This window comes from Arenimonas sp. (assembly GCF_035312645.1).
GTDB lineage: Bacteria > Pseudomonadota > Gammaproteobacteria > Xanthomonadales > Xanthomonadaceae > Arenimonas.
Window position 1 is genome coordinate 1 of sequence record NZ_DATGBO010000142.1, and the last position, 25,351, is coordinate 25,351.

The window sequence follows — 25,351 nt, forward strand, 5'->3', positions numbered from 1 at the left end:
CGCATCGCCACCGCCGGCGATTTCAGCCAGCGCCTGGCCAAGCTCAACCTGCCCGAGCGACAAATTCCGATCCGCGTCGGTTTCGACCAGACCGCGCTCGCCGATCCGGCGTTGATCGGCGACCTGCGCGTGCCCGGCAAGAACGGCACGGTGCCGCTGTCGGCCGTCGCCGATATCGTCGCCGGCAGTGGGCCGTCGCAGATCGATCGCTACCAGCGCCAGCGCAACATCACCTTCACCGCCGAACTCAACGGCCGCCCGCTCGGCGATGTGATGAAGGAAGTGCAGAAGCTGCCCAGCGTGCAGAAACTGCCGGCCGGCGTGAGCTTTCTCAACACCGGCGACGCCGAGGTGTTCGTCGAATTGTTCGTCGGCTTCCTGCTGGCAATGGCTGCGGGCCTGGTCTGCATCTACATGGTGCTGCTGTTGCTGTTCAACCACGCGCTGCAGCCGCTGACCATCCTCACGGCGGTGCCGCTGTGCGCCGGCGGCGCGTTTGGCGCGCTGTTGATCACGCAGAACGCGCTGTCGTTGCCGGCGCTGATCGGTTTGCTGATGCTGATCGGCATCGCCACCAAGAACTCGATCCTGCTGGTCGACTACGCGGTGATCGCCGAGGACGAAGGCCACCTGAGCCAGCACGACGCCTTGATCGACGCCTGCCGCAAACGCGCGCAGCCGGTGATCATGACCACGCTGGCGATGGGCGCCGGCATGCTGCCGATCGCGCTGGGTTTCTCCGGCGATTCGAGCTTCCGCGCGCCGATGGCGATTTCGGTGATCGGCGGCTTGATCACTTCAACCCTGTTGAGCCTGATCGTCATCCCTGCCGCATTCACCGTGCTCGACGATGTCGGCGAATGGGTGAAGCGGCGCGGGAAGCCGTAGGAGCGATGGAAATCGCGACCGAGACGGCCGCGTTCCTTTTGGTCGCGATTACCATCGCTCCTACGAACGCAACCCCACGCCTTTGGTGAGCAGGCGCAGGCCCAGGCCGGTCAAGGCCACCACGAAGCACAGCATCACCGAATACGCGAGCCACATCGATACGTCGCTGTAATCGAGCAGGCCGTAGCGGAACGCGTTGACCATGTAGAAGATCGGGTTGAGGTGGGTTAGCGTCTGCGCGAACGGAGGCAGCAGCGTGATCGAATAGAACACGCCGCCGAGGTAGGTGAGCGGCGTGAGGATGAACGTCGGGATGATGGCGATGTCGTCGAACTTCTTCGCGTAGACCGCGTTGACGAAACCGGCCAGCGAGAAGATCGTCGCGCCCAGCAGTACCGTGCTGAAGGTGATCAGCGGATGCGGCACGCGTACGTGCGTGAAGAACATCGCGATCACCAGCACGATCGCGCCGACCATCAGCCCGCGCAGCACGCCGCCGGCGACGTAACCGCCGAGAATCACCCAGTTCGGCATCGGCGAGACCAGCAGTTCCTCGATATGACGGCCGAACTTGGCGCCGAAAAACGACGAGCTGATGTTGCCGTAGGCGTTCTGGATCACGCTCATCATCACCAGGCCGGGAACGATGAAATCCATGTAGCTGAAGTCGCCCATCTTGCCGATGCGGCGGCCGACGAGATTGCCGAAGATCAGGAAATACAGCGTCATCGTGATCGCCGGCGGCACCAGCGTCTGCGCCCAGATGCGCAGGATGCGCGAGACCTCGCGACGGGCGATGGTCTGCAGGGCGATGAAATTCGGGTTGCTCATGGTTTGTCTTTTCTCGTCGTACGCGCGGAAACAAACATCTATAGTTGTTCGAAAAACCATCACTCTCGTCATGCCCGCGAAGGCGGGCATCCAGCGTCTTTCGCTCAAGTAAAAAAGTCGCTGGGTTCCCGCCTTCGCGGGAATGACGGGTATTTGTTATGGAACCGCGCGATTTTCCTGGTCATGCTTGCGCCGGGGTCACGGGATTCTTGTTGTTGTCGCCGGTCAGGCGCACGAACAGTTCTTCCAGGCGATTGCTCTGCGTGCGCATCGAACGCACGCGGATGCCGGCGCCGTCGAGCGCGGCGAACACGCCGTTGAGGTCGCGGCTGCGCGGCATTTCCAGTTGGATCGTGTGGTCGTCGCTGGCCTCGATCTTGATGCCCTCAAGCTGCGGCAGCGCGGCGGGCAGCTTGCCGTCGATGTCGAGTACGAAGCCTTCGACATCGAGTTTCGACAGCAGCTCCTTCATCGGACCCTGTTCGATGATCTGGCCGCGGTCGATGATCGCCAGATTGCGGCACAGGCTTTCGGCTTCTTCCAGGTAATGCGTGGTGAGGATCACCGTGGTACCGGCGGCGTTGACCTCTTTGAGCGTCTTCCACATGCCGCGGCGGATTTCGATGTCCACGCCGGCAGTGGGTTCGTCGAGGATCAGCAGCTTCGGCCGCGTCATCATCGCGCGGGCGATCATCAGGCGTCGTTTCATTCCGCCCGACAGCGTGCGGCTCATCATCTGCGCCTTGCCCCAGAGCTGCGCTGCCTTGAGTTCTTCCTCGGCGCGCTTTTCCGCCTCCACGCGCTCGATGCCGTAGAAGCCCGCGTAGTTGACGCAGATGTCGAACGGTTTCTCGAACATGTTGAAATTGATTTCCTGCGGCACCAGGCCGATCAGGCGCATCGCGGCGGAACGATCCGTGGCGATGTCGACGCCGAACACCTTGACGCTGCCGGCGGAGGCGTTGACCAACGAGCTGACCACGCCGATCAGTGTGGATTTGCCGGCGCCGTTCGGGCCCAGCAAGGCGAAGAAATCGCCGGGCTCGACGGTCAGGGAGACGGTCTTGAGTGCTTCGACGCCGTTGTCGTAGGTCTTGCGGAGGTCGGTGATCTGTAGCGCGGGAACGGACATCGGGCAACGGACTCCTGGGTCGGGCCGTGGGCGCCGCAGGCGCGGCTGGGGCCGTGAAGGCTTTATTATAGGGGCTTGTCTGTCCGGACCGGCGGCGCGCCCGCGCGTCCGGACCGCTTCCTTGTCTGGAGTCCCTGTGGTTCATCAATTCCCGCTTCGGCTGATCGGCAGCCGCATGCTCGCGCCCAGCGTGCGCCATCTGGCTTTCGCGCGTGACGATGGTCTGCCGCTGGACTTCAATCCGGGCCAGTTCATCCAGGTGCATTTCAATTATCCCGACGGCACGGCGACCAAGCGCAGCTATTCGCTCGCGACCATCCACGACCACGCACTGGGTCCGGGCGAAGCGGTCGAGATCGCGGTGAGCTATGTCACCGGTGGCGCCGCCACCGCGCTATTCACCGCGCTCGACGAAGGTCAGCAGATCCAGTGCAGCGGCCCTTACGGCCGCTTCTGCCTGATGCCCAACGACAGCAACAAACGTTACCTGCTGATCGGCACCGGCACCGGCGTGACGCCGTACCGCGCGATGCTGCCGCAACTCGAAACGCTGATGCGCGAGCGCGGCGTCGAGATCGTGCTGCTGTTCGGCGCACGCACGCCGGAGGAATTGATCTACGCCGACGATTTCTATGCGTTCGCGGCCACGCATGCGAACTTCCGCTTCGTGCCGTGTTTCTCGCGCGAGCTGCCGGTGGATGCGCATCCGGACGTGCGCCGCGGCTATGTGCAGGAGGCGCTCGCAGAGTTCGCTCCGTCGGCTGAAAACGACATCGCCTACCTGTGCGGCAATCCGAACATGGTCGATGCCGCGTTCGAGGCACTGAAGGCCGCCGGGCTGCCGATCCCGCATATCCGCCGCGAAAAATACGTCAGCAGCAAATAACCCCGGTACTTTCCCCGCGCGGGAACGATCGCAGCCAGATCACGAACGCGCGGTCGGTGACGATACCGGAGCAATGTCGGTCACATTGTCGGCGCGCAGGCGTCTGGCATTCTGAGCCGATCAACAAGGGAGAGCGCCACGTTGAAAAAGTACAGCCGCTGGATCGTCATGCTCATCGCGTTCGCGGTGATCGCCTGGACGAAATGGCATCCGGGCCATACCGATACCGCCGACAAGGCGAATGCCGCAGCGGCCGCCGTCGAAAAGCCCGTCGCGCGGCGACTCGGGCAACTGGAATTCACGCCTTGCACGCTGGCGCCGGAGTTCGCCACGCAGGCGCTGGAAGCGCAGTGCACGACGCTGCAGGTGCCGGAAAATCACGCTGCGCCGAACGGCCGCAAGATCAGCCTGGCGATCGCCTGGTTGCCGGCCAAGGGCGATGCCGAACCCGACCCGATGTTCATGATCGCCGGTGGCCCTGGGCAGTCAGCGCTGGAAAGTTTTCCCGGCATCGCGCCGGCCTTCGCCGAGCTGCGCAAGAAACGCAACGTGATCCTGGTCGATCAGCGCGGCACCGGCGGCTCCAACAAACTCGTGTGCAAGAACGTCGCTGGCAAGAACGCGGTGATGGAAGACAACGACGACAGCGTCGCCGATGCGCAGGCGTTCGCCAAACGCTGTGCGGCGGAGCTGTCGAAAAAAGCCGACCTGCGTTTCTATTCGACCACCGACGCGATCCAGGATCTCGACGATGTCCGCGCGGCGATCGGCGCCGACAAGGTCAATCTGATGGGCGTGTCCTACGGCACCCGCGTCGCGCAGCAATATGGCAAGCGCTATCCGCAGCACACGCGCACGATCACCATCGACGGCATCGCGCCCAACTCGCTGGTGCTGGGCAATGATTTTTCAAAGAATCTCGAAGCCTCGCTGGATCTGCAATTCGCGCGCTGCAAACAGGACAAGCTGTGCGCGGCGAAACTCGGCGATCCGCGCGCGCGCCTGAACGCGCTGATGAAGCAGCTCGCCGTCGCGCCGCCGCTGGTGCACTACCGCGATGCCGTCACCGGCGAGGCGCGCGAGGAAAAACTCACGCCCGGCCATGTCGCGAATCTCGCGCGCATGTTCGCCTACGCACCGCAAGTTGCTGGGCTGCTGCCGCTGGAGCTCAACGAAGCCGCGCAGGGTCGCTACGAACCCTTGATGGCCTTGTCGAAACTGATCACTAGCACCGTCGGCGATCAGATCATGACCGGCATGCAGTTATCGGTGGTCTGCACCGAAGACGCCAGCGAGTTGAAAGCCGACCCCGCCGATGCCGGCAGCCTGATCGGCGAGGAAATGGTGACGGTGACGGCGGCGCAATGCGCGGTCTGGCCGAAAGGTCGGCGCCCCGCGGGCTTCCGCGAACCGCTGACCGGCAACGTGCCGGTGCTGATCATGTCCGGCGAATTCGATCCGGTGACGCCACCGCGTTACGGCGAGGAAGTGCACAGCCATCTGCCCAACAGTCGCCATCTGATCGTGCGCGGCCAGGGCCACAACGTGCTGCCGGCCGGTTGCATGCCGCGCCTGTTCGCGCAGTTCGTCGACAGCGCGGATGCGATGAAGCTCGATGCTTCCTGCCTGGACAAGGTGCCGTACGCGCAACCCTTCACTGGATTCTACGGGTGGGAACCATGAGCGCATTCCGCTTGCTTCCGACCTCGACCCGACTCGCCGCGAGACTGCCCTCATGATCGAAGCCATTGATCTGCATAAATCCTTCCAGAGCAAGACCGGGCTGGTCAAAGCCGTGCAAGGCGTGAGCTTCACCGCCCGCGATGGCGAGATCACCGGCCTGCTCGGCCCGAACGGCGCCGGCAAGACCACGACGCTGCGCATGCTCTACACACTGATGTCGCCCGATGCCGGCAGCGTGCGTATCGATGGTTTCGATGCCGTGCGCGATGCCGAAACCGTGCGCCGCCATCTCGGCGTGTTGCCCGATGCGCGCGGCGTGTACAAGCGCCTGACCGCGCGCGAGAACATCGCCTACTTCGGCCGCCTGCACGGCATGAGCGAAGCCGACATCGCCCGGCGCACCAACGAATTGTCGGCAGCGATGGGCATGGAAGACGTGCTCGATCGTCGCGCCGAGGGTTTCTCGCAAGGCCAGCGCACCAAGACCGCGATCGCGCGGGCACTGGTGCACGACCCGAAGAACGTGATCCTCGACGAGCCGACCAATGGCCTGGACGTGATGACCACACGCGGCCTGCGCGAATTCCTGCACCAGTTGCGCGGCGAAGGTCGTTGCGTGATTTTTTCCAGTCACATCATGCAGGAGGTGGCCGCGCTCTGCGACCGCATCGTGGTGATCGCGCAAGGCCGGGTCATGGCTGCGGGAACTCCCGATGAACTGCGCGCGCATACCGGCGAAGCGAATCTCGAAGACGCTTTCGTCAAGGCCATCGGTTCGGAAGAAGGATTGCACGCATGAACCCGCTGTTTGTCGTGATGGTCAAGGAATTGACCGACCTGCTGCGCGATCGCCGCACGCTGATGGTGTCGTTGCTGATGGGGCCGTTGCTGATGCCAGCACTGATCCTCGGCATCGGCTACCTCGCCAACAACCGCATCACCTCGCAGCTGGAAAAGCCGCTGGAGGTGCCGGTGATCGGTGCCAGCAACGCACCCAACCTGATCGCCTGGCTGCAAGGCCAGAACATCGTGGTCAAGCCCGCGCCCAAGGATCCGGATGCGGCGATCCGCAACCAGAGCCAGGACGTGATCCTGCGCATCGATGCGAAATTCGCCGAGCAATGGCATGCCAGCCTGCCGGCGTCGGTGGAAATCCTGCACGACAGCTCGCGCGAGGACGCGCAGATTCCGGTGCAGCGACTCGAAACCCTGCTGGAAAATTACGGCCAGGGCGTCGGTGCGTTGCGTCTGGTCGCACGCGGCATCAGCCCGACCACGGCAGCGCCGTTGCGTGTGAGCCATCGCGATCTCGCCACGCCGGAAAGTCGCGTCGGCCAGGCGCTGGCTTTCCTGCCCTATCTGCTGATCCTGACCGGCTTTCTCGGTGGCGCGTATCTGGTGATCGATGCCACCGCCGGCGAACGCGAACGGCAGTCGCTGGAGCCGCTGCTGGCGACGCCGGCGGCGCGCGCGACGATCATGAGCGGCAAGATCGCCGCCGCCTGCGCCTTTGGCGTTACCAGTCTGTTGCTGACGCTGATCGCGTTCAAGCTCAGCTTCGTGTTCGCGCCCAGCCTGGGCATCAAACTCGATGTTTCGTTGTGGGCGATCGCGCGCATCCTGCTGGTGATGCTGCCGATCGTGCTAATCGGTACCTGCCTGCTAACCTTCATCGCCGCGGGCGCGAAGTCGGTGAAGGAAGCGCAGAGCTACATGAGCCTGCTGATGCTGCTGCCAATGCTGCCGACGATCATCCTGATGGTGAATCCGGTGAAGAACCAGTTGTGGATGATGGCGACGCCGTTTCTCGCGCAGAACCAGATGATCCTGAAACTGGTGCGCAGCGAAAACATCAGCAGCAGCGAATGGGGCGTGTATCTGCTCGCCGGCTTCGGTCTCGGTGCGCTGCTGTGGTGGTTGGCGGCGCGCCGCTACCACGACGAAAGCCTGGCGATTTCCGCCTGACGCGTTTCGTCGCAGGACGCTGATAAAAACAAAGGCCCGGCATTCGCATGCCGGGCCTTCTTCTTGTCGCGATCGCCGTGAGCGATCAGCGGCTGTCGATGATCAGCGCTGGAAGGTGAAGGTGCGCGTCACCGTCTGCTGGTCGGTGGGCTGGAACTTCCAGCGCCGCACTGCCGCCTGCACGTTGCGATCGAACACGCCGCGCGGCTTGGAGCTGACGATGTCGACATTGCCGACCGAGCCGTCGGCATTGACGGTGAAGCTGACCACCACTTCGCCGGTCTTGCCCTGGCGCTGCGCTTCCGGCGGATAGGCCGGCTGCGGCGTACTGATCGGCACCAGACCACCACCGCCGGTGTTGCGCGAAGGAGCCGGTGCGGACGGGCTCGGTGCGGACGGCGCGGTAACCACGGGCGTTGCACGTTCCGGAGCCGGCGGCGGCGCGGACGGGGTCGGCGCAGGAGCGGCGGTCGTGGGCTTGGGCGCCGTGGTCGTGGTCGCCGCAGTGGCTGCTGCAGCGGCGGCCTTGGCTTTCGCGTCTTCGGCGGCCTTGGCCAGATCAGCGGCGCGGGTCGCTTCCTGGGTCGCGCGGTTGGCGACGTTGGCCTTGCCCTTGGCGATCGCATCGGTGATGCGCGGCAGCGCGGGCGCCTGGGCGTCGGCATCGGCGATCAGCGCACGCAGGCGTTCGGCTTCGATGAAGTCTTCGCGACCAAGCGCCTGCTCGGCAGCGATCACTGCATACGGGGTGAGATCGATCAGCGCGCTTTCCGCGGAGGCGTCGGGCTTCTCGCTCTTCTTGCGCAGCGTGAGGTAGTACTCCATCGCGTTGTCGCCGGCCGGGGCGTACAGACGCTGTTCGCGCAGGGCCTGGCTGCCGCGCTTTTTCAGCTCGTCGACCGACAGGGCATTAAGTGCGGCGGCCTGCTGCTGCGCGGCCTGGGCAGCGGCGGCTTCGGCGGCGGTCGGGCCGGCCGGCGCGGTGGCGGCCGGTGCCGTGGTGTCGGCGGGCTTGTCCTTGTTGCAAGCGGCCAGGCCAAGGCCCAGAGCCAAGGCGATCGCCAAGCGGAGGGAAACAGATGACGCGCTCAATCGGGACATGGGTTTGGCTCTCGTAGGGGTGGGGCGTTACTTTCAGCACATAAAAGTTTGGCCCTTTTGTCAAGCCATTTCCGTAGCGCGCGTCACTTTCCTGACAACTGGTGGTCGGCAGATCGCGCGGAACGCCATGCGCAGCGGGCGCAGACGGTGACGAAGTGCCCTCACCTGCGATTTCTGCAGCTGCCCCAAGCCGAGCGAAACCACCTGCCGAAAGTGCTTTTCGCGCGAATCGCTGCCGCCGTATGCGCCCCGCCCAGGCGACGCGGGCGTTGCTCGCGTCTATTTGCCGATGCAGAAGCTGGAGAAAATCCGCCCCAACAACTGGTCGGCATCGACCTGGCCGGTGAGTTCGCCCAGCGCGGCCTGGCAGACGCGGAGTTCCTCCGCGGCCAGTTCGCCGGCGCCGGCACGCAGATGGCCGGCGGCGAGGTCGAAATGTCCGGCCGCACGCGCCAGCGCCTCGAGATGCCGGGCGCGGGCGCTGAAACTGCCGCTGCCGGTTTCGCCATGGCCGGCCAGCTGCCGCAGTCGCGCACGCAACGCGTCAAGGCCGGCGCCAGTACGTGCGGACAGCCACAGATGCTCGCCATCCGCGCGCGTTTCGCTGTGTGCTGTTTGTCCGGACAGGTCGCTCTTGTTGTGCAACCACAGCACCGTCGGCAGCGCCGACAACTCCGCTGCCAATGCTTCCGCCGCGCTGACGTCGCGATCGTCGAGCACGGCCAACGCGAGATCGGCGCGGGCGAGTTCGGCGCGCGCGCGACGGATGCCTTCGGCTTCGATGGCGTCGCCCGATTCGCGCAGGCCGGCGGTGTCGACCAAAGTGAGCACGAGGCCGTCGAGGTCGAGGGTTTCGTGCAGCAGGTCGCGGGTGGTGCCGGCGATATCGGTGACGATGGCGCGATCGCTGCCCGCCAAGGCATTCATCAGCGATGATTTACCGGCATTGGGCGCACCGACGATCACGGCATGCAAACCATCGACCAGGCGCTTGCCGTGCTCGGCATCGCGACGCAGCCGCGCGAGGCTGGCGTTGGCTTCCTGCAATCGCTGGAGCAATTCCGGTGCCGCGAGGAAATCGATTTCCTCATCGGGAAAATCCAGGGCGGCCTCAATGTAGACGCGCAGACCGAGCAGATGTTCGACCACCGCATCGACGCGCCGGGAGAATTCGCCGTCGAGCGAACGTCGCGCCGCACGCGCGGCGGCGTCGGAACCGGCGGCGATCAGATCGGCAACGGCTTCGGCCTGCGCGAGATCGAGTTTTTCGTTGAGAAATGCCCGTTCGGTGAATTCGCCGGGCCGGGCCGCGCGCGCGCCGAGTTGCAGGCAGCGGCGCAGCAATTGCGCGAGCAGCACCGGGCTGCCATGCGCCTGCAGCTCGACCACGTCTTCGCCGGTATACGAATGCGGCGCCGGGAAATGCAGGGCGATGCCGTCGTCGATGCTTTCGCCATCGTCGGAAAGAAAGCGCGTGTAATGCGCCTGCCGCGGCTGCAGGCTTTTGCCGCAGAGCGTTTCCGCGATGGTGCTCGCGAGCGGGCCCGATATCCGGACGATGCCGACGCCGCCGGGGCCTGGCGCGGTAGCGATCGCGGCTATGGTATCGATGGCGGCGATTTTCGACATGCGGCGTGATTCGTCCTGCGGCAGCTAGGGTCAGCTTATGAGATTCCGGTTCATTCTGTTTTCGGCCGGCCGTCGGTGCCAGCAAAAACCTTCCCGCGTGTCCAGGTTCCGGTGCAGCGGCTTTGGAAAAAACAAGGCCCGCTTGCGCGGGCCCTGTCCAAATGCTCCGCGCCTTGAATCAGCGGACGGTAGTGGCCGCGGTCTTCGGGCCATGCTGCTTGGTCATCCACCACTGCTGCAACAGGCCGAGTGCGCCGTTGGTAACCCAGTAAAGAACCAGGCCGGACGGGAAGAACGCCATCATTCCGCCGAACACCAGCGGCATGAACTGCATCATCTTCTTCTGCATCGGATCCATGCCCGGGGTCGGCGTGAGCTTTTGGGTGAGGAACATCACCGCGAGATTCAGCGCCGGCAGGATGAAATACGGGTCGGCGGAAGTGAGGTTCTGGATCCAGCCCATCCACGGCGCGTGGCGGATCTCGACGGTTTCGATCAGCACCCAGTACAGGCCAAGGAAAATCGGAATCGGGATCAACATCGGCAGGCAGCCGCCAATCGGATTGACGCCTTCCTTCTTGTACAGATCCATCTGCGCCACTGCGAACGCCTGGCGATCGTCGCCGTAGCGCTCCTTGAGCGCTTCGATGCGCGGCATTACCGCACGCATCTTCGCCATCGATTTGTATTGCTTGGCCGACAGCGGGTAGAGCGCGAGCTTGAGCAGCAGCACCGTCAGAATGATCGCCCAGCCCCAGTTGCCTGTGACGTGGTCATGCAGCGGCTCGAGGATGTAGTCGAACAAGGGCTGCGAGATCACGCGGAACATGCCGTAGTCGACGCTGTTTTCCAGCGACGGCGCGAGCTTGACCATGCTGGCTTGGAGCTTCGGGCCGACCCAGAGGCTGGCTTCATGCGTGGCGCTTGCGCCCGGCGCGATGCTGAGCGGCGTGGCGACGCTTTTGATTTCATAGAGCGGCACGCCGGCATGGTTGAGCGTCGCGGTGTAGAACTTCTGGTTCTCTTTCGGCGATGGCACCCAGGAGGTGACGAAATGATGCTGGAGCATTGCGATCCAGCCATTCGCGATTTCTTCGGTCGGCGGCTTGGTTCCATCGAATTTGGTGAAGCGCGTGCGGTCGTATTTCTTTTCCGGCGAATACCAGGCCGCACCGACGACACTGAAGGTTTCCGGGTTGGTCATGAAGCTGTGCTTCGGCGGTACCGGCGGCGCGACGCGGTCGAGCGAAACGAAGGGATACACGCTCTGCGACGTCGTGCCGGTGTTGCTGATCTGTTCGCTGAGGCCGAGCACGAAGCTGCCGCGTGTCAGCGTCAGCGTGCGACGCACGCTCAGGCCGGTGGTCGGATCGGTCGCCAGCAAGGGCAGTGCGAGGGTGGCGGCGCCGGGCGCAATGACGAAACTGTTTTGATCGCCGCCCGATTCGATCTGGAATTGCTGATCGATGGTTTTCTGCTGCTGTCCGTCGACGCGGATCAGTCCGGCGTCGGCGCGGAAATAATGCGCGGCATCGGTGGCGAGCAGATGCACATTCGGGCTGCCGGCTTGTTTCTCGACGGTATAGGTCAGCAGCTGCGAATCGACGATGTGGCCGCCATGCAAATCGATGGTGAGACGAAGAACATCGTTTTCGATGGTGATCAGTTTTTCCGGCGCCACGGTCGCCGTCGGCGCTGTCGTGACGACACTGCCAGGAAGCGCGGCGGCGTTGTTGCCGGTATCGGGCAATGCGTCGCTGGGTAGTGCGGCCGTTGCGGCCGCGGTTTCCGGGGTGCTTCCCGACGGGTTGGTAGGTGCCTTGTTCCACTGCATCCACAACAGGCCGGCGACAAACAGCCAGAGGATCAACAGGAACGAACGGGTCTGATTCATGGACGAGGCTGTCTCGGCGCGTGGCGCCAGCTAGGGTGCGGTGGGGTCGCGACCGGTGGTCGCAGCGGAGGGCGGCATTGTGCCGGGCGGGGTCATGGGCTTCAACGTGCGGGCGCGATCGAGCAAGGACAAGAGATCGGCGCGAAGCGCAGCGTTGTCGGCTTTCGCCGCTTCGGGTTTGGCGACGAAAACGAAATCGCCGCCGGGGAGATGGGCGCGATGCAGGCGGAAGACTTCCTTCACCTGGCGACGGACGCGATTGCGGCCAACCGCGGCCTTATCGACACGCTTGGATACCGCGACGCCGAGGCGCCGCTCGCTGGCGTCGGCAACAATCCGTGCGTGCAGACGAAAGCAGGCGCCAGAAATGCGTTTTCCCTCGCCGAACACGGCCTGGAATTCGGCCGAGGCGCGCAGATGCGCGCAGCGAGGGAAATCGAGATGATCAGCAAGGGGCGTGGAAGTCACGGCCCGTCACAATCCATAACGATGCGCCGCAAGATCGCGGCGCAGGGTCAGACGCAGAGGCGGGCACGACCCTTGGCACGACGACGGGCCAGGACCTTGCGGCCGTCGGCGGTAGCCATGCGGGCACGGAAACCGTGGTCGCGTTTACGCTTGATGTTGCTGGGCTGATAGGTGCGCTTGGTGGCCATGATGGCGTCTCAGTTCAAGATAGGGCTGCAAAGAACTGAAAATGATAGCGAATCAGGGCCTTGCCAGTCAAGCCGACTGTGCTTGGCAGGGATGGCGTCGCAGCGCTAGACTGGCGATCCGCCCACTTATCCACAGGCCGCGACCCCTCGCGGCCTGGCGAGACTGTCCCTGCACCCGATGGATTCTGCCTGGCCCCGCTGCCTCGAACGACTCGAAACCGAACTCTCGGCCGAGGATATCCACACCTGGCTCAAGCCCCTGCAGGCCGATCCGCGGCCGGAAGGCCTAACGCTTTACGCGCCCAATGATTTCGTCGTCGACATCGTCCGCGAGCGTTATCTGGAGCGCATCCGCGAGCTGGTCAGCCACTACGTCGGCTCGCCGACCCCGGTGGCGGTGGCGGTAGGTTCGCTCAAGCGCGAAACCGTGGTCGCCGCCGTTCCCGCCAACGCTGGATCGGTTCGTACGACGCCCGTGGACTACCAGGGCAACCTGGATACGCATTACACCTTCGACAATTTCGTCGAGGGTCGCAGCAATCAGCTTGGCCTCGCCGCTGCCCGACAAGTCGCGCTCAATCCTGGCCGGGCCTACAACCCGCTGCTGCTCTATGGTGGTACCGGTCTGGGCAAGACCCATCTGATGTATGCCGCCGGCAACTTCATGCGCGCCAGCAACCCGGGCATGCGCGTGCTGTATCTGCGTTCGGACGATTTCGTCAGCAAGATGGTCAATGCCTTGCGCAGCAAGTCGATGGACCAGTTCAAACGGCAATTCCAGCAGGTGGATGCGCTGCTGATCGACGACATCCAGTTTTTCGCCGGCAAGGAAACCACCCAGGAAGAGTTCTTCCACACCTTCAACGCGCTGTTCGACGGCAAGCAGCAGATCATCCTGACCTGCGATCGCTATCCGCGCGAAGTCGAGAATCTCGAGCCGCGATTGAAATCGCGATTGGGCTGGGGCTTGTCGGTGGCGATCGAGCCGCCGGATTTCGAAACCCGGGCGGCGATTCTTTCGGCGAAGGCCAGCGAACGCCGCGTGGTGCTGCCCGATGACGTCGCCTATCTGATCGCCAAGCGCATGCGTTCGAACGTGCGCGACCTCGAAGGCGCGCTCAACACTCTGGCGGCGCGCTCGAACTTCATGGGCAAACCGATCACGCCCGATTTCGCCCAGGAGACGCTGCGCGACCTACTGCGCGCCCAGGCGCAGGTGATTTCGATCAGCAATATCCAAAAGACCGTGGCAGACTACTATCAGCTGCGAATGGCGGACATGCTTTCGAAGCGGCGAACGCGCTCTCTGGCACGTCCGCGGCAGATGGCGATGGCGCTGGCGAAAGATCTGACCGAACACAGCCTGCCGGAAATTGGCGATGCGTTCGGTGGCCGGGACCATACCACCGTGTTGCACGCCTGCCGGGTGATCCGTGATCTGATCGGAACCGACGGCAAGTTGCACGAGGATTGGGACAAGCTGGTTCGCAAGTTGACTGAGTAATCCCCAGGGGACGGGGAAAAGCTGTGGATAACCCGGGGACGGATCCGGACCCGAAAACTTACCCACAGATTATCCCGCAGCACCAAGTGTCTTGGCCCACAGCCAAGAATGAAAATTAAGTCATAAAAATCAATAGTTTGTTTTGTTTTTATAGCATTTTGTGGCTGCTCTACCACCACCAATCTTAAATATATCCACTTTGGCTTTGGGGTTCCTGCATGCGTTTCAGCCTGTCGCGCGAAGCTCTTCTCAAACCCTTGCAGCAGGTCGTCAACGTCGTCGAGCGACGCCAGACCCTGCCCGTCCTGGCCAATCTGCTGGTGCAGATCGAGGACGGCAAACTTTCGATGACCGGCACCGACCTTGAAGTCGAGATGGTTGCCCGCTGTGCGGTGGAAGACGCACAGAACGGCGAGACGACCATTCCCGCCCGGAAGATGTTTGAGATCGTCCGCGCACTGCCTGATGGTTCGCGCGTCACCCTGAGCCAGACCGGCGACAAGGTCACGGTGCAGGCAGGCCGTAGCCGGTTCACTCTGGCATCCCTACCCTCGAATGATTTTCCGGCGATCGAGGATCTGGACCTGGTCGAACGCATCCGGGTTTCCGAGGCAGCGCTCAAGGAATTGATTGAACGCACTGCGTTCGCGATGGCGCAGCAGGACGTGCGTTATTACCTCAACGGTTTGTTGCTCGACCTGCGCGAGGATTCCCTGCGCTGCGTGGCGACCGATGGCCACCGTCTGGCTTTGTGCGAAGCGCCGCTGCCGTCGGGCGCTCAGACTCGCAAGCAGATCATCCTGCCGCGCAAGGGCGTGCTTGAATTGCAGCGCCTGCTCGAAGGCGGCGACCGCGAGGTTGAGCTTGAGATCGGTCGCAACCACCTGCGCATGCGCCGCGAGGACGTGACCTTTACCTCCAAGCTCATCGATGGCCGCTTCCCGGACTACGACGCGGTCATCCCGATCGGCGCCGACAAGGAAGTGAAGATCAATCGCGAAGTTTTCCGGGCTGCTTTGCAGCGCGCGGCGATTCTTTCGAACGAGAAATACCGCGGCGTGAAGCTGGAAGTCTCGCCAGGACAGTTGCGCATCGTTGCCCACAATCCCGAGCAGGAAGAAGCCCAGGAAGAGGTCGAGGCTGAAACCCGTGTCGACAACCTGTCGGTCGGTTTCAACGTGACCTACCTGTTGGATGCGTTGTCGGCGCTGCGCGAGGAAGACGTGGTGCTCAATCTGCGTGATGGCAACTCCTCGGCCCTGCTGCGCGAGGCCAGCCATGAGCGCAGCCGTCACGTGGTCATGCCGTTGCGCCTGTGACGCGGATTTTTCACTTCAGCAAGCTTTCCCACAGGCCCGGAAATCCCGGGCCTGTTTCAATTGGCCGATCATCTTTTCCATCAGCCCCCCGTCCGGAGCGGCAGCGATGATTCTTGGCCTGTTGCGGATCAGCCAGCTCCGCTGTCTTGAGGAAGCGGAACTGGAGCTGGCGCCAGGGCTGAACCTGATTACCGGCCCGAATGGCGCCGGGAAATCCAGCGTGATCGAGGCGCTGAGCTTGCTCGGCTACGGCCGCTCGTTTCGAGGGCGTGTTCGCGACGGGTTGATCCGCAGTGGTCAGCCGCATCTTTCCCTTTATGCCGAATGGCGGGACGGTCGTGGCCAGTTCCGGAGGGCGGGCCTTCGCCATACCGGTAGTAGTTGGGAGGCGCGTCTCGACGGTGGCCCTGTCCCAAGCCTCACCGAATTGTGTACAGAACTGCCGGTGGTGATCTTCGAACCAGGTAGTCATGAATTGATCGCTGGCGGATCCGAGCTGCGCCGACGCTTTCTTGATTGGGGCTTGTTTCACGTGGAACCGAGCTTCCTTCCCCTCTGGCGCCGCCAAGCCCGGGCGCTGAAACAAAGAAACGCCCTACTCAAGACCTCCCCGGCACCACAAACCCTTGCGTCCTGGGATCTGGAGCTGGCGGAGGCGGGCGAAGCAATCACCCGGCAGCGTCAGGACTATCTGGATCGGTTGGAGCCCGTGCTTTCGGAGGTCGCAAAGGTCTTCCTTCCCGAGCTCGGCGCTTGCCGACTGGAATTCCAGCCAGGCTGGAAGCGCGAAGCCCTATCACTGCTCGATGCGCTGCAACTGGCGCGCGATCGCGACCTGATGACCGGGCATACCTCGGTAGGACCGCATCGCGCTGACTGGCAGGTGCGCTTCGCCGCCCTGCCCGGGCGGGAGGCGCTGTCGCGAGGCCAGGAAAAGCTGACTGCGCTGACCTGTGTGTTGGCGCAGGGCAAGGCGCATGCTCAGGAGCGAGGCGAGTGGCCAGTGATCTGTCTTGATGACCTGGCTTCGGAGCTGGATCTGGCTCACCAGCGACAAGTGTTGGCGGCGGTCATCGAGTCCGGAGCCCAGGTGTTGCTGACGGGCACCGAAGAGCCGCAGACGCTTCGGGAGGTCGCCTGCAACGTGCGAAGGTTTCACGTGGAACGCGGCGAAATCCGACGCCTACCAGACCTTTCCGCTATCGCCCGCGAGGCGTAAAAAACGCCGTCGCGGTATACTCGCGAGACCCTAATTCATTGGTCCGCCGCGACGCGACGGATCGTCATGCACGCGCAGAGAACCAGAAACCGATGACCGATCCGCAGCTGCCGAACCCGCCCGCCAACAACGCCTACGACTCCAGCAAGATCACCGTCCTGCGTGGCCTGGAAGCGGTCCGCAAGCGCCCCGGCATGTACATCGGCGACGTCCACGACGGCACCGGCCTGCACCACATGGTCTTTGAGGTCGTCGACAACGGCATCGACGAAGCCCTCGCCGGCTATTGCGACCACCTGGTCGTTACCCTGCACAACGACGGTTCCTGTTCGGTGTCCGACAACGGCCGCGGCATTCCGACCGATATCCACAAGGAAGAGGGCGTCTCGGCGGCCGAGGTCATCATGACCGTGCTGCACGCCGGCGGTAAGTTCGACGACAACAGCTACAAGGTTTCCGGCGGTCTGCATGGTGTCGGCGTTTCCGTCGTCAATGCGCTGTCGTCCAAACTCTGGCTCGACATCTGGCGCGATGGCCAGCACCACCAGCAGGAATACGCCCTCGGCGAGCCTGTTTATCCGCTGAAAGCGGTAGGCCCCTCCGGCAAGCGCGGCACCGAACTGCGTTTCCTGCCCAACGCGGAAATCTTCACCGACGTCGAATTCCACTACGACATTCTCGCCAAGCGTCTGCGCGAACTGAGCTTCCTCAATTCCGGCGTCAAGATCGAACTGATCGATGAGCGCGGCGAAGGCAAGCGCGACCTGTTCGAGTACGAGGGCGGCATCAAGAGTTTCGTCGAGCACCTTGCTGCGCTAAAAACCCCGCTGCATCAATCAGTTATCTCTGCTTCCGGCGAAAAAGACGGTATCGTCGTCGACATTGCGGTGCAGTGGACCGACGCCTACCAGGAAACGATGTTCTGCTTCACCAACAACATCCCGCAGAAGGATGGCGGCACCCACCTGATCGGTTTCCGCGCTGCGCTGACCCGCACGCTGTCGAACTACATCGAACAAAACGGTATCGCCAAGCAGGCCAAGATCACGCTGTCGGGCGACGACATGCGCGAGGGCATGATCGCGGTGCTGTCGGTGAAAGTGCCGGACCCAAGCTTCTCCTCGCAGACCAAGGAAAAGTTGGTTTCGTCCGAAGTGCGCCCGGCCGTGGAAGCGGTGATCGGGCAGAAGCTCGAGGAATTCCTGCAGGAACGCCCGAACGAGGCGCGTGCGATCGCCGGCAAGATCGTCGATGCCGCGCGCGCGCGCGAAGCGGCGCGCAAGGCGCGCGACCTCACCCGTCGCAAAGGCGCGCTCGATATCGCCGGCCTGCCCGGCAAGCTCGCCGACTGCCAGGAAAAAGATCCGGCGTTGTCGGAATTGTTCATTGTCGAGGGTGACTCTGCGGGTGGTTCCGCGAAGCAGGGCCGCAACCGCAAGACGCAGGCGATCCTGCCGTTGAAGGGCAAGATCCTCAACGTCGAGCGCGCGCGTTTCGATCGCATGCTCGCCTCCGCGGAAGTGGGCACGCTGATCACGGCGCTCGGCTGCGGCATCGGCAAGGACGAATACAACCCGGACAAACTGCGCTACCACCGCATCATCCTGATGACCGACGCCGACGTCGATGGATCGCATATCCGCACGCTGCTCTTGACGTTTTTCTATCGGCAGATGCCCGAACTGCTCGAACGCGGCCACATTTATATCGGCCTACCGCCGCTGTACAAGATCAAACAAGGCAAGAACGAGCTCTATCTCAAGGACGACGCCGCGCTCAACGCCTATCTGGTCAACAACGCGATCGAGGGCGCGGAGTTGCGTCCGTCCGACGCGGTGCCGGCGATTTCAGGCGCGGCGCTGGAAAAACTCATGCTCGATGTCGTTGCCGCGACCGAGGTCATCGCCCGTCACGCGTATCGCGTCGATCGCGCCGTGCTCGAGGCGATGATGGAACAGCGGCCACTCACGGCCGAGGATTTCCAGAGCGAGTCCGCACTCGCCAGCTGGTGTGCGAGCCTGGTGGCAAAACTCAATGCCGTTGGCCTGGGTCGCCCCACCTACGCCATCCGCGTACAGACGGCGAGTGAAACTTCCGGCGGCGCGCTGGTGATCGAGAAACGCCACCACGGTCTGGGCAGCGTGCAGACGTTGGCCGCGCATCAGGTGCTGCAAGGCGAATTGCGCCAGATCAATGAGGTCGCCGCGATGCTCGATGGCCTGCTGCAAGCGGGCGCCACGGTTGCTCGTGGCGGCAAGACGCAGGTCGTGACGAGTTTCCGTCAAGCGCAGGATTGGCTGCTCGATGAAGCGAAAAAAGGCCGCACGATCCAGCGCTTCAAGGGCCTCGGCGAAATGAATCCGGAGCAACTCTGGGATACGACAGTGAATCCGGAAACGCGCCGCCTGTTGAAGGTGCGCATCGAGGATGCCGTCGCCGCCGATCAGATCTTCTCGACGCTGATGGGCGATGTCGTCGAGCCGCGCCGCGAATTCATCGAGGAAAATGCATTGCGCGTAGGCAATCTGGACGTCTGATCGCCAAGGCGTAGCATCGCGATCGGAGTATTGGCCCAGCGTTAAGCGCGAACCACGTAAACACTTTCGGCGTCGATGGCCAAACGGGGGCGACATGAAAAAGAAATTGTTGATGCTGGCTACGGTTGCGACGGTGTTGGCGACGTCACCATTGCTGCAGGCGCGGCGACAGATGCTGCTGGTTTCCGACGCGCAGATGAACCAGATGGGCGTCGAGGCATTCGAGAAGCTCAAGGCCAGCGACAAGCTTTCTCACGATCCCAAGCGCATCGCACAGGCGCGCTGCGTGGTGAATGCGCTGCTGGTCGCGCTGCCGCAGAAAGAGGCGACGCAGGCCTGGGAAGTGCAGGTGTTCGAAGACGCCAATCCCAATGCGTTCGCACTGCCCGGCGGCAAGGTCGGCGTGAACACCGGCATGTTCGATGTGATCGCCTCGCAGGATGAATTGGCGGCGGTGATCGGCCACGAAATGGCCCACGTCACCTCGCAGCACGCCAACGAACGCGTCTCCCGGCAAATGCTCGCCGGCGTCGGGCTCGACGTGATTGGCGCCTATACCGGCAGCAAGACCTCGCCGGAAAAATCCAAGATGATCATGGGCGCGATGGGCCTGGGCGCGCAGATCGGAGTGCTGCTGCCCAACACGCGAAAGCAGGAAGCCGAAGCCGACCTCAAAGGCCAGGGCTTCATGGCCAATGCCGGTTTCGATCCTGCGAAGGCGGTCACGCTTTGGCAACACATGATGGCCGCGAGCAAGAACGGCGCGCCGCCGCAGATCCTGTCCACGCATCCGGATCCGCAAAATCGTATCAAGGCGCTGGCTGAGCGCGCGCCGAAACTGCAGGCAAATTTCCGCGCCGCCCACGCCATGGGACGAACGCCCCGGTGTTTCTGAATTTTTTGATTTCTGTGGGTTGAGCTATTGCTCTAACCCCCGTACGCTTCACCCCCCACGCATACCGCACCTGGCGCGGTTACGGAGCCGAACAATGAAAAAGACCCTGTTGCTGTCTGCTGCGCTTGCCGCAGTGCTGTTGCCGCTGCCGATCATGATCGCGCATGCCCAGACCGAAACCGGCGGCGTCGACAGCCGCGCCGCCAACACGCGCGCCGCGCGCCGTGCCAAGGAAGGCGGAACCAAACAGGCGCCCATGTATCCGCAGACCAAACGCGAAGAGCCCAAGCAGAGCGGCAACACCGCGCTGACCAAGCAGCTCGCCGCGCTGTCCGCGTTGCAGAAAGACGAAAAAAATGACGCGGCGATCGCGGCCGCCGATGCCCTGATCGCCGATTCGCGGGCTACGCCGTATGACCGTGGCATGGCCGCCTATATCGCCGCTTTTGTCTGGATGGCCAAGGACACGGATACCTATACCCACGTCATTCCCTATCTGCAGCGCGCGATCAGCGAAAACAGCCTGCCCAACAACACGCACTTCCAGATGATGCTGCAGCTGGCACAGATGCAGATGGCGGAAGAGAAATATGCCGATGCCATCGCCACCGCCGATCAGTTCCTCACCGGAACCGCGAGCGAGGAGCCGAAGGCTTACGCCGTCAAGGCAGAAGGCTACTATCGTTTGAAACGCTATCCGGAATCGGTCGAGGCAGTGAAGAAGTCTCTTTCGACCGGCAACAGCAGCGACAACCTCGTGCGTCTGCTGGTCGCCGACTACCAGGAAATGAACCAGCCCAAGGAAGCCGCGAAAGTCCTCGAGGACATGCTCGCGAAAAAGCCCAACGACAAGACCTTGATGATGAGCCTCGCTGGCGCCTATCAGGACGCCGATGAGGATGCCAAGGCTGGCGCAGTATTCGATCGCATGCGCGCTGCAGGCCTGCTGACCGAGACCAAGGATTACGAGCAGGGCTATCGCATTCTCGCGAACATCAAGGGCCGCGAAAAAGACGCGATTACGATGATCACCGATGGTCTGCAGAAGGGCATTCTCAATCCCGACTACAACTCCTACAGCGCGCTCGGCACGCTTTATTACAACCTCGACCAGATTCCGCAGGCCATTGATGCCTGGAGCAAGGCGGCGCCGCTGGCCAAGGATGGCGAGTTGTTCCTCAATGTCGGCAAGTTGCAGGCCCAGGACGAAAAATGGGCCGCGGCGAAAGCCGCCGCGCAGCAAGCTCTCGCCAAGGGCTTGAAGAACAAGGGCGACGCCTGGCTGGTGGTGGCGCGCGCCGAATTCGGCTTGGGCAACAAGCCGGCGGTGCTGGCGGCATACCGCGAAGCCGCGAAATATCCCGAGACCAAGAAAGCCGCTGAAACGGCTTTGCGTCAAGCTGCCGGCAAGTGACCCGGTTGGTAATGATGTCGCCTTGGTATAAGCTAACAAGTCCTCGCCGCCGGATTGCGGTGGGTCGCGTCGCCTGTGCGCCGCGAGAACGTAATGATGAGCCGCCACCCGCATGACGGATTTCAATTCCACCTCCGATAACGAGCGTCAGCCGCTCAGTTGGGCCCGGATCAGCGGCACGGCATTCGCCATTGCCCTGCACGTGGCCGGCTTCATGATGCTGATGGCGCCCATTTCGTCGCCGACCGCGGTCGATGCGGATGAAGACGTGACCCAGGTCAACTTCATCGAACCACCACCGCCGCCACCGCCACCGCCGCCACCGCCGCCGGAACCTGTGAAGACGGTGACCAAGGTCGTCGATCAGCCCAAGCCGACGCCGGTCCCGCCGCCACCGGAAGAGCCGCCGATGGTCTACGATACGCCGAGCCCGGTTGCTGTCGCGGCACCGCCGCCATCGCCGCCATCGCCGCCGGCAGCGCCTCAGGATTTCGAAGGCAGCGTTGATGTCACCGCGCAAAGCCTGTTCCCGCCGCGCTACCCGCCGGAGGAAGAACGTCGTGGCGTTGGCGGTACCGTGACACTGCTCGTGTCGATTGATGCCAGCGGTAACGTGCTGGATGTACAGATCGAGAAATCGAGCGGCAACCACAATCTGGATCGCTCCGCCCAACAGGCGGCGCGTCGATGGAAGTTCAACCCAGGCACCCGTGGCGGCCAGAAAGTGGCGGGCCTGGTTCGCGTTCCCGTAGTGTTCGCTCCCAAATAAATAACTGAATAAAGGTCATCTATATGCTGCAGGACATCCTTCTCATCTCCGCTGCCGCCGCACCGGCCGCTGCGGGTGGATCCACCAACAACGCCGAAGCCCTGCAGCAGATGGGCTTCAGCCACATGATCCAGAACTTCGACTGGGTGAGCGGGCTCGTGTTCGTGATCCTGGTCCTCATGTCGATCGGCTCGTGGTGGTACACGGTCGTCAACCTGATCAAGAACACGGTGGTCAAGAGCCGCGCCGACAAGGTCGTGCGTACGTTCTGGGAAACCCCGAACGCGCAGGACGCGATCCGCTTCATGGAAGAGCAGCCGGTCAACGAGCCCTTCTCGAAGATCGCGCTCGATTGCGCCCAGGCCGCCGCCCACCACCAGCGCCATGAAGGCAGCCGTCTGGTCGAAGCGCTGAACCGTTCCGAGTTCATTGATCGTGGCCTGCGCCAGGCCGTGACCCGCGAAAGCTCGAACCTCGAGTACGGTCTGACTTGGCTCGCCACTGTCGGCGCCACCGCTCCGTTCGTGGGTCTGCTCGGTACCGTCTGGGGCATCTACCACGCCCTGATCCGCCTCGGCGAATCCGGTTCGGCCTCGATCGACGCCGTTGCCGGCCCGGTCGGTGAAGCGCTGATCATGACCGCCCTCGGTCTGTCGGTCGCGATCCCGGCGGTGCTTGCGTACAACTACTTCGTGCGCAGCAACCGCAACACCTACGCCAAGTTCGACACCTTCGCGCACGACCTGCACGACTTCTTCGCTACCGGCTCCCGCGTCGGCGACGTCAAGCGCTAAGTCGAGCTCCCAAGGCCCAAAGGTACGCAGTCATGGCATTTGCTTCCAACTCCGGTGGTGGCCCGATGGCCGACATCAACGTCACGCCCCTCGTGGACGTGATGCTGGTGCTGCTGATCATCTTCATGATCACCGCGCCGTTGATGACCCACAAGGTGACGGTCAAGCTGCCGCTCGCCACGCTCAAGCAAAAGGTCGATATCCACGTTCCGCCGGTGACCCTGACGATCAAGGCCAATGGCGAACTGTATTGGGACGACGAGCGCGTCAATGCGTCCCAGCTCGACCAGCAACTCGCCGTGACCGTGCAGCGCACCCCGCAGCCGATGGTCAACGTCCGCGCCGACGCCAACACCAAGTACGGCATCATCAACGATGCCGTGCAGACCGTCCGCAGGGCCGGTATGCGCAAGGTGGGTTTCGTGTCGAGCCCGGAACGCAACCACTAACGGCCGCGGACAGGAGACTTCTTTCATGGCATTTGCTTCCAACACCGGCGGCCCAATGGCCGACATCAACGTCACTCCTCTCGTGGACGTGATGCTGGTGCTGCTGATCATCTTCATGGTCACCGTGCCGCCGACCTCGTATCCGATCCAAGTCGATCTTCCGCAACCGTCGACTGTTCCACCACCACCGACCGCCTCGCCCGATCCGATCCGCATCCATATCGATGCCGGCGGTACCGTGAGCTGGAACGGCAGCCCGACGCCGATGTCGTCGCTGCAGGCGCAGTTCGACGTCGAAGGCGCCCGCGGTGACAATGGCAATGGCGCCGTCGATGCCGCCAAGCAGGCGACGATCGAGATCGAGACCGACAAGGACGCCGAGTACGAAGTCCTGGCCAAGGTGCTGTCGCGTGCGAAGAACGCCAACCTGGTCAAGATCAGTTTCGTGGCGCCTGGCGCCAGTCAGTAAGAACACGCAAGACCCTTAGCAGCAACGCCGCCTCCGGGCGGCGTTTTTTTTGGCAAGGCTTGCGGCGCTTTCGCAACGGGCGTAAATGTGGAGGCGTCCCCGACCAGGAGAAGCGCCATGAGTTTCGCCATTGCCGAATCCCGGAACAGCCATATCGCGAACATCAACATCACGCCGCTAGTGGATGTGATGTTGGTGCTGCTGGTGATCTTCATGATCGCCGCGCCGATCGCCAGCCATACGATGCCCATTGATTTGCCGCAGGGTCCCCCGCAAACGGCAAGCAAGAACGTGACCCTCAAACTTGCGATCGAGGCCGGCGACGTCTACACCCTCGATGGCGTGGCAATGGGGCAACAGCAGCTGCGCCAGCGTTTCGAGCAGGCCGCGGCGGCCAGCGGTCTGCCGGTAATCGTCGAGGTCAGGGCCAATCCGGAGGCGGAATACCAGAGCGTCGCGCAAGGCCTGGCGCTGGCACGCAACGCCGGCTTACAGAATTTCAACTTCCTGCAATAGCGTCGCGCTTACGCCGGCGATCCCTGCTCGGCGCGCGCGATGATCGTCAGATAGGTGGCGATGGTCTGGTGGAGACCGTCGTACAACGCCTCGCCGATCAGCGCGTGCCCGATCGAAACTTCCTGCACGCCGGCAACGCCATGCAGGAAAGCTTCGAGGTTGTGCTGGCTCAGATCATGTCCGGCATTCACGCCCAGGCCCGCCGCCCGCGCTTCGTCCGCAGTGCGCGCGCATAGCGCCAGCGCGGCCGCAGCGTCGCCGGCAGCAAACGCCTGCGCATAAGGGCCAGTGTAGAGCTCGATGCGATCGGCGCCGATGTCGGCTGCGCGAGCGATGTCGGGCGTACCGGCGTCCATGAACAATGACACCCGCGCGCCCAGCGCCTTGAGCTCGGCGATCAAAGGTCGCAGGCGGGCGCCATCGCGCGCGAGATCGAAGCCGTGATCCGAAGTGAGCTGGCCATCGTCGTCCGGCACCAGCGTCGCCTGCGCCGGGCCCGTCGCCGCGACCAGTGCGAGAAAGCCCGGATATTCCTTGCGCGCCGGCGCAAACGGATTGCCCTCAAGGTTGTACTCGACACGACCGCGAACCAGATCGGCCAGCGCCAGCACATCGTCGGGACGGATGTGTCGTTGATCCGGTCGCGGATGCACGGTGATGCCGCCGCAGCCGGCAGCGATCGCCGCGCGGGCGGCAGCCACGACGCTGGGCTGATCGCCGCCGCGCGAGTTGCGCAGCACCGCGATCTTGTTCACATTCACGCTCAGAACCGTCATGGAAACCCCACTCTTGAAGCATGGC

Annotated in this window: 24 protein-coding genes; 16 read left to right on the forward strand and 8 right to left on the reverse strand. The window is 63.2% G+C overall.

The annotated features are described in order from the left end of the window. Positions 1–888: efflux RND transporter permease subunit (locus tag VKM35_RS12810; protein WP_324321444.1), on the forward strand; the 888-nt coding region annotated here is incomplete at its 5' end. Between the two features lie 60 nt (positions 889–948). Here VKM35_RS12810 and VKM35_RS12815 read toward each other — a convergent pair. Both VKM35_RS12815 and VKM35_RS12820 read right to left on the reverse strand, forming a co-directional pair. Then, positions 949–1,719 (reverse strand): ABC transporter permease, encoded by a 771-nt coding sequence (locus tag VKM35_RS12815; RefSeq protein ID WP_324321445.1) that lies wholly within the window; start codon positions 1,717–1,719, stop codon positions 949–951. Positions 1,720–1,900: 181 nt separating this feature from the next. Next, a complete protein-coding gene (locus tag VKM35_RS12820) occupies positions 1,901–2,851 on the reverse strand; it encodes an ABC transporter ATP-binding protein (protein ID WP_324321446.1) in 951 nt (316 codons plus the stop codon). 136 nt (positions 2,852–2,987) lie between these two features. On the opposite strand from VKM35_RS12820, the gene VKM35_RS12825 reads away from it, so the two are divergent. The 4 genes from VKM35_RS12825 to VKM35_RS12840 all read left to right on the forward strand — a co-directional run bounded on the left by VKM35_RS12825 (position 2,988) and on the right by VKM35_RS12840 (position 7,385). After that, positions 2,988–3,737, forward strand: a complete 750-nt coding sequence (locus VKM35_RS12825; RefSeq protein ID WP_414636661.1) for an FAD-binding oxidoreductase — start codon at positions 2,988–2,990, stop codon at positions 3,735–3,737. Between the two features lie 141 nt (positions 3,738–3,878). Beyond that, complete coding sequence (locus tag VKM35_RS12830) at positions 3,879–5,420, forward strand: alpha/beta hydrolase (RefSeq protein WP_324321447.1); 1,542 nt, start codon at positions 3,879–3,881, stop codon at positions 5,418–5,420. 52 nt (positions 5,421–5,472) lie between these two features. Beyond that, on the forward strand, positions 5,473–6,219 hold the full coding sequence (locus VKM35_RS12835) for an ATP-binding cassette domain-containing protein (RefSeq protein WP_324321448.1): 747 nt from the start codon (positions 5,473–5,475) through the stop codon (positions 6,217–6,219). After that, positions 6,216–7,385 (forward strand): ABC transporter permease, encoded by a 1,170-nt coding sequence (locus tag VKM35_RS12840; RefSeq protein WP_324321449.1) that lies wholly within the window; start codon positions 6,216–6,218, stop codon positions 7,383–7,385. The genes VKM35_RS12835 and VKM35_RS12840 overlap by 4 nt, the downstream gene beginning before the upstream one ends. A gap of 102 nt (positions 7,386–7,487) precedes the next feature. On the opposite strand, the gene VKM35_RS12845 is transcribed toward VKM35_RS12840, so the two are convergent. From VKM35_RS12845 to rpmH, 5 genes are all read right to left on the reverse strand, one after another. Next, the gene (locus VKM35_RS12845) at positions 7,488–8,486 is read right to left on the reverse strand and encodes an energy transducer TonB (protein WP_324321450.1); all 999 of its coding nucleotides are present in this window, start codon (positions 8,484–8,486) and stop codon (positions 7,488–7,490) included. Between the two features lie 279 nt (positions 8,487–8,765). Then, the gene (gene mnmE / locus VKM35_RS12850; protein ID WP_324321451.1) at positions 8,766–10,115 is read right to left on the reverse strand and encodes a tRNA uridine-5-carboxymethylaminomethyl(34) synthesis GTPase MnmE; all 1,350 of its coding nucleotides are present in this window, start codon (positions 10,113–10,115) and stop codon (positions 8,766–8,768) included. A gap of 178 nt (positions 10,116–10,293) precedes the next feature. After that, complete coding sequence (gene yidC / locus VKM35_RS12855) at positions 10,294–12,009, reverse strand: membrane protein insertase YidC (protein ID WP_324321452.1); 1,716 nt, start codon at positions 12,007–12,009, stop codon at positions 10,294–10,296. A gap of 30 nt (positions 12,010–12,039) precedes the next feature. Then, on the reverse strand, positions 12,040–12,477 hold the full coding sequence (rnpA, locus tag VKM35_RS12860; RefSeq protein ID WP_324321453.1) for a ribonuclease P protein component: 438 nt from the start codon (positions 12,475–12,477) through the stop codon (positions 12,040–12,042). Between the two features lie 47 nt (positions 12,478–12,524). After that, positions 12,525–12,665, reverse strand: a complete 141-nt coding sequence (gene rpmH / locus VKM35_RS12865) for a 50S ribosomal protein L34 (RefSeq protein WP_324321455.1) — start codon at positions 12,663–12,665, stop codon at positions 12,525–12,527. Positions 12,666–12,843: 178 nt separating this feature from the next. Between rpmH and dnaA the strand changes: the two genes are divergently transcribed. From dnaA to VKM35_RS12920, 11 genes are all read left to right on the forward strand, one after another. Next, on the forward strand, positions 12,844–14,169 hold the full coding sequence (dnaA, locus tag VKM35_RS12870; RefSeq protein WP_324321456.1) for a chromosomal replication initiator protein DnaA: 1,326 nt from the start codon (positions 12,844–12,846) through the stop codon (positions 14,167–14,169). Between the two features lie 218 nt (positions 14,170–14,387). Further along, complete coding sequence (gene dnaN, locus VKM35_RS12875; protein ID WP_324321457.1) at positions 14,388–15,488, forward strand: DNA polymerase III subunit beta; 1,101 nt, start codon at positions 14,388–14,390, stop codon at positions 15,486–15,488. A 106-nt stretch (positions 15,489–15,594) separates the two neighbouring features. Then, entirely contained in the window at positions 15,595–16,707 is a 1,113-nt protein-coding gene (gene recF / locus VKM35_RS12880) for a DNA replication/repair protein RecF (protein ID WP_324321458.1), read from the forward strand. Between the two features lie 92 nt (positions 16,708–16,799). Then, complete coding sequence (gene gyrB, locus VKM35_RS12885) at positions 16,800–19,244, forward strand: DNA topoisomerase (ATP-hydrolyzing) subunit B (protein WP_324321459.1); 2,445 nt, start codon at positions 16,800–16,802, stop codon at positions 19,242–19,244. A 94-nt stretch (positions 19,245–19,338) separates the two neighbouring features. Continuing rightward, positions 19,339–20,139, forward strand: coding sequence for a M48 family metallopeptidase (locus tag VKM35_RS12890; protein WP_324321460.1), 801 nt, complete (start codon positions 19,339–19,341; stop codon positions 20,137–20,139). A gap of 94 nt (positions 20,140–20,233) precedes the next feature. Beyond that, positions 20,234–21,553 carry a tetratricopeptide repeat protein gene (locus VKM35_RS12895; protein ID WP_324321461.1) on the forward strand — a complete coding sequence of 440 codons (1,320 nt, stop codon included), beginning with the start codon at positions 20,234–20,236 and terminating at the stop codon, positions 21,551–21,553. A gap of 112 nt (positions 21,554–21,665) precedes the next feature. Next, on the forward strand, positions 21,666–22,322 hold the full coding sequence (locus VKM35_RS12900) for an energy transducer TonB (protein ID WP_324321463.1): 657 nt from the start codon (positions 21,666–21,668) through the stop codon (positions 22,320–22,322). A 23-nt stretch (positions 22,323–22,345) separates the two neighbouring features. Continuing rightward, entirely contained in the window at positions 22,346–23,116 is a 771-nt protein-coding gene (locus VKM35_RS12905; protein WP_324321464.1) for a MotA/TolQ/ExbB proton channel family protein, read from the forward strand. Positions 23,117–23,148: 32 nt separating this feature from the next. After that, positions 23,149–23,565, forward strand: coding sequence for a biopolymer transporter ExbD (locus tag VKM35_RS12910; RefSeq protein WP_324321466.1), 417 nt, complete (start codon positions 23,149–23,151; stop codon positions 23,563–23,565). Positions 23,566–23,590: 25 nt separating this feature from the next. Next, positions 23,591–24,034 carry a biopolymer transporter ExbD gene (locus VKM35_RS12915; protein ID WP_324321468.1) on the forward strand — a complete coding sequence of 148 codons (444 nt, stop codon included), beginning with the start codon at positions 23,591–23,593 and terminating at the stop codon, positions 24,032–24,034. 117 nt (positions 24,035–24,151) lie between these two features. Beyond that, a complete protein-coding gene (locus tag VKM35_RS12920) occupies positions 24,152–24,550 on the forward strand; it encodes an ExbD/TolR family protein (RefSeq protein ID WP_324321470.1) in 399 nt (132 codons plus the stop codon). An 8-nt stretch (positions 24,551–24,558) separates the two neighbouring features. On the opposite strand, the gene VKM35_RS12925 is transcribed toward VKM35_RS12920, so the two are convergent. After that, a complete protein-coding gene (locus tag VKM35_RS12925; RefSeq protein WP_324321472.1) occupies positions 24,559–25,326 on the reverse strand; it encodes a pyridoxine 5'-phosphate synthase in 768 nt (255 codons plus the stop codon). Positions 25,327–25,351 lie beyond the last annotated feature (25 nt).

Bases quoted from the DNA above. Each gene is read 5' to 3' on its own strand.
- dnaN (WP_324321457.1), top strand. From the start codon at position 14,388: ATGCGTTTCAGCCTGTCGCGCGAAGCTCTTCTCAAACCCTTGCAGCAG.
- mnmE (WP_324321451.1), bottom strand. From the start codon at position 10,115: ATGTCGAAAATCGCCGCCATCGATACCATAGCCGCGATCGCTACCGCG.
- VKM35_RS12840 (WP_324321449.1), top strand. From the start codon at position 6,216: ATGAACCCGCTGTTTGTCGTGATGGTCAAGGAATTGACCGACCTGCTG.
- VKM35_RS12905 (WP_324321464.1), top strand. From the start codon at position 22,346: ATGCTGCAGGACATCCTTCTCATCTCCGCTGCCGCCGCACCGGCCGCT.
- VKM35_RS12920 (WP_324321470.1), top strand. From the start codon at position 24,152: ATGAGTTTCGCCATTGCCGAATCCCGGAACAGCCATATCGCGAACATC.
- VKM35_RS12845 (WP_324321450.1), bottom strand. From the start codon at position 8,486: ATGTCCCGATTGAGCGCGTCATCTGTTTCCCTCCGCTTGGCGATCGCC.
- yidC (WP_324321452.1), bottom strand. From the start codon at position 12,009: ATGAATCAGACCCGTTCGTTCCTGTTGATCCTCTGGCTGTTTGTCGCC.
- rpmH (WP_324321455.1), bottom strand. From the start codon at position 12,665: ATGGCCACCAAGCGCACCTATCAGCCCAGCAACATCAAGCGTAAACGC.
- VKM35_RS12900 (WP_324321463.1), top strand. From the start codon at position 21,666: ATGACGGATTTCAATTCCACCTCCGATAACGAGCGTCAGCCGCTCAGT.
- gyrB (WP_324321459.1), top strand. From the start codon at position 16,800: ATGACCGATCCGCAGCTGCCGAACCCGCCCGCCAACAACGCCTACGAC.
- VKM35_RS12890 (WP_324321460.1), top strand. From the start codon at position 19,339: ATGAAAAAGAAATTGTTGATGCTGGCTACGGTTGCGACGGTGTTGGCG.
- VKM35_RS12820 (WP_324321446.1), bottom strand. From the start codon at position 2,851: ATGTCCGTTCCCGCGCTACAGATCACCGACCTCCGCAAGACCTACGAC.
- VKM35_RS12925 (WP_324321472.1), bottom strand. From the start codon at position 25,326: ATGACGGTTCTGAGCGTGAATGTGAACAAGATCGCGGTGCTGCGCAAC.
- VKM35_RS12895 (WP_324321461.1), top strand. From the start codon at position 20,234: ATGAAAAAGACCCTGTTGCTGTCTGCTGCGCTTGCCGCAGTGCTGTTG.
- recF (WP_324321458.1), top strand. From the start codon at position 15,595: ATGATTCTTGGCCTGTTGCGGATCAGCCAGCTCCGCTGTCTTGAGGAA.
- VKM35_RS12815 (WP_324321445.1), bottom strand. From the start codon at position 1,719: ATGAGCAACCCGAATTTCATCGCCCTGCAGACCATCGCCCGTCGCGAG.
- VKM35_RS12915 (WP_324321468.1), top strand. From the start codon at position 23,591: ATGGCATTTGCTTCCAACACCGGCGGCCCAATGGCCGACATCAACGTC.
- VKM35_RS12910 (WP_324321466.1), top strand. From the start codon at position 23,149: ATGGCATTTGCTTCCAACTCCGGTGGTGGCCCGATGGCCGACATCAAC.
- VKM35_RS12835 (WP_324321448.1), top strand. From the start codon at position 5,473: ATGATCGAAGCCATTGATCTGCATAAATCCTTCCAGAGCAAGACCGGG.
- dnaA (WP_324321456.1), top strand. From the start codon at position 12,844: ATGGATTCTGCCTGGCCCCGCTGCCTCGAACGACTCGAAACCGAACTC.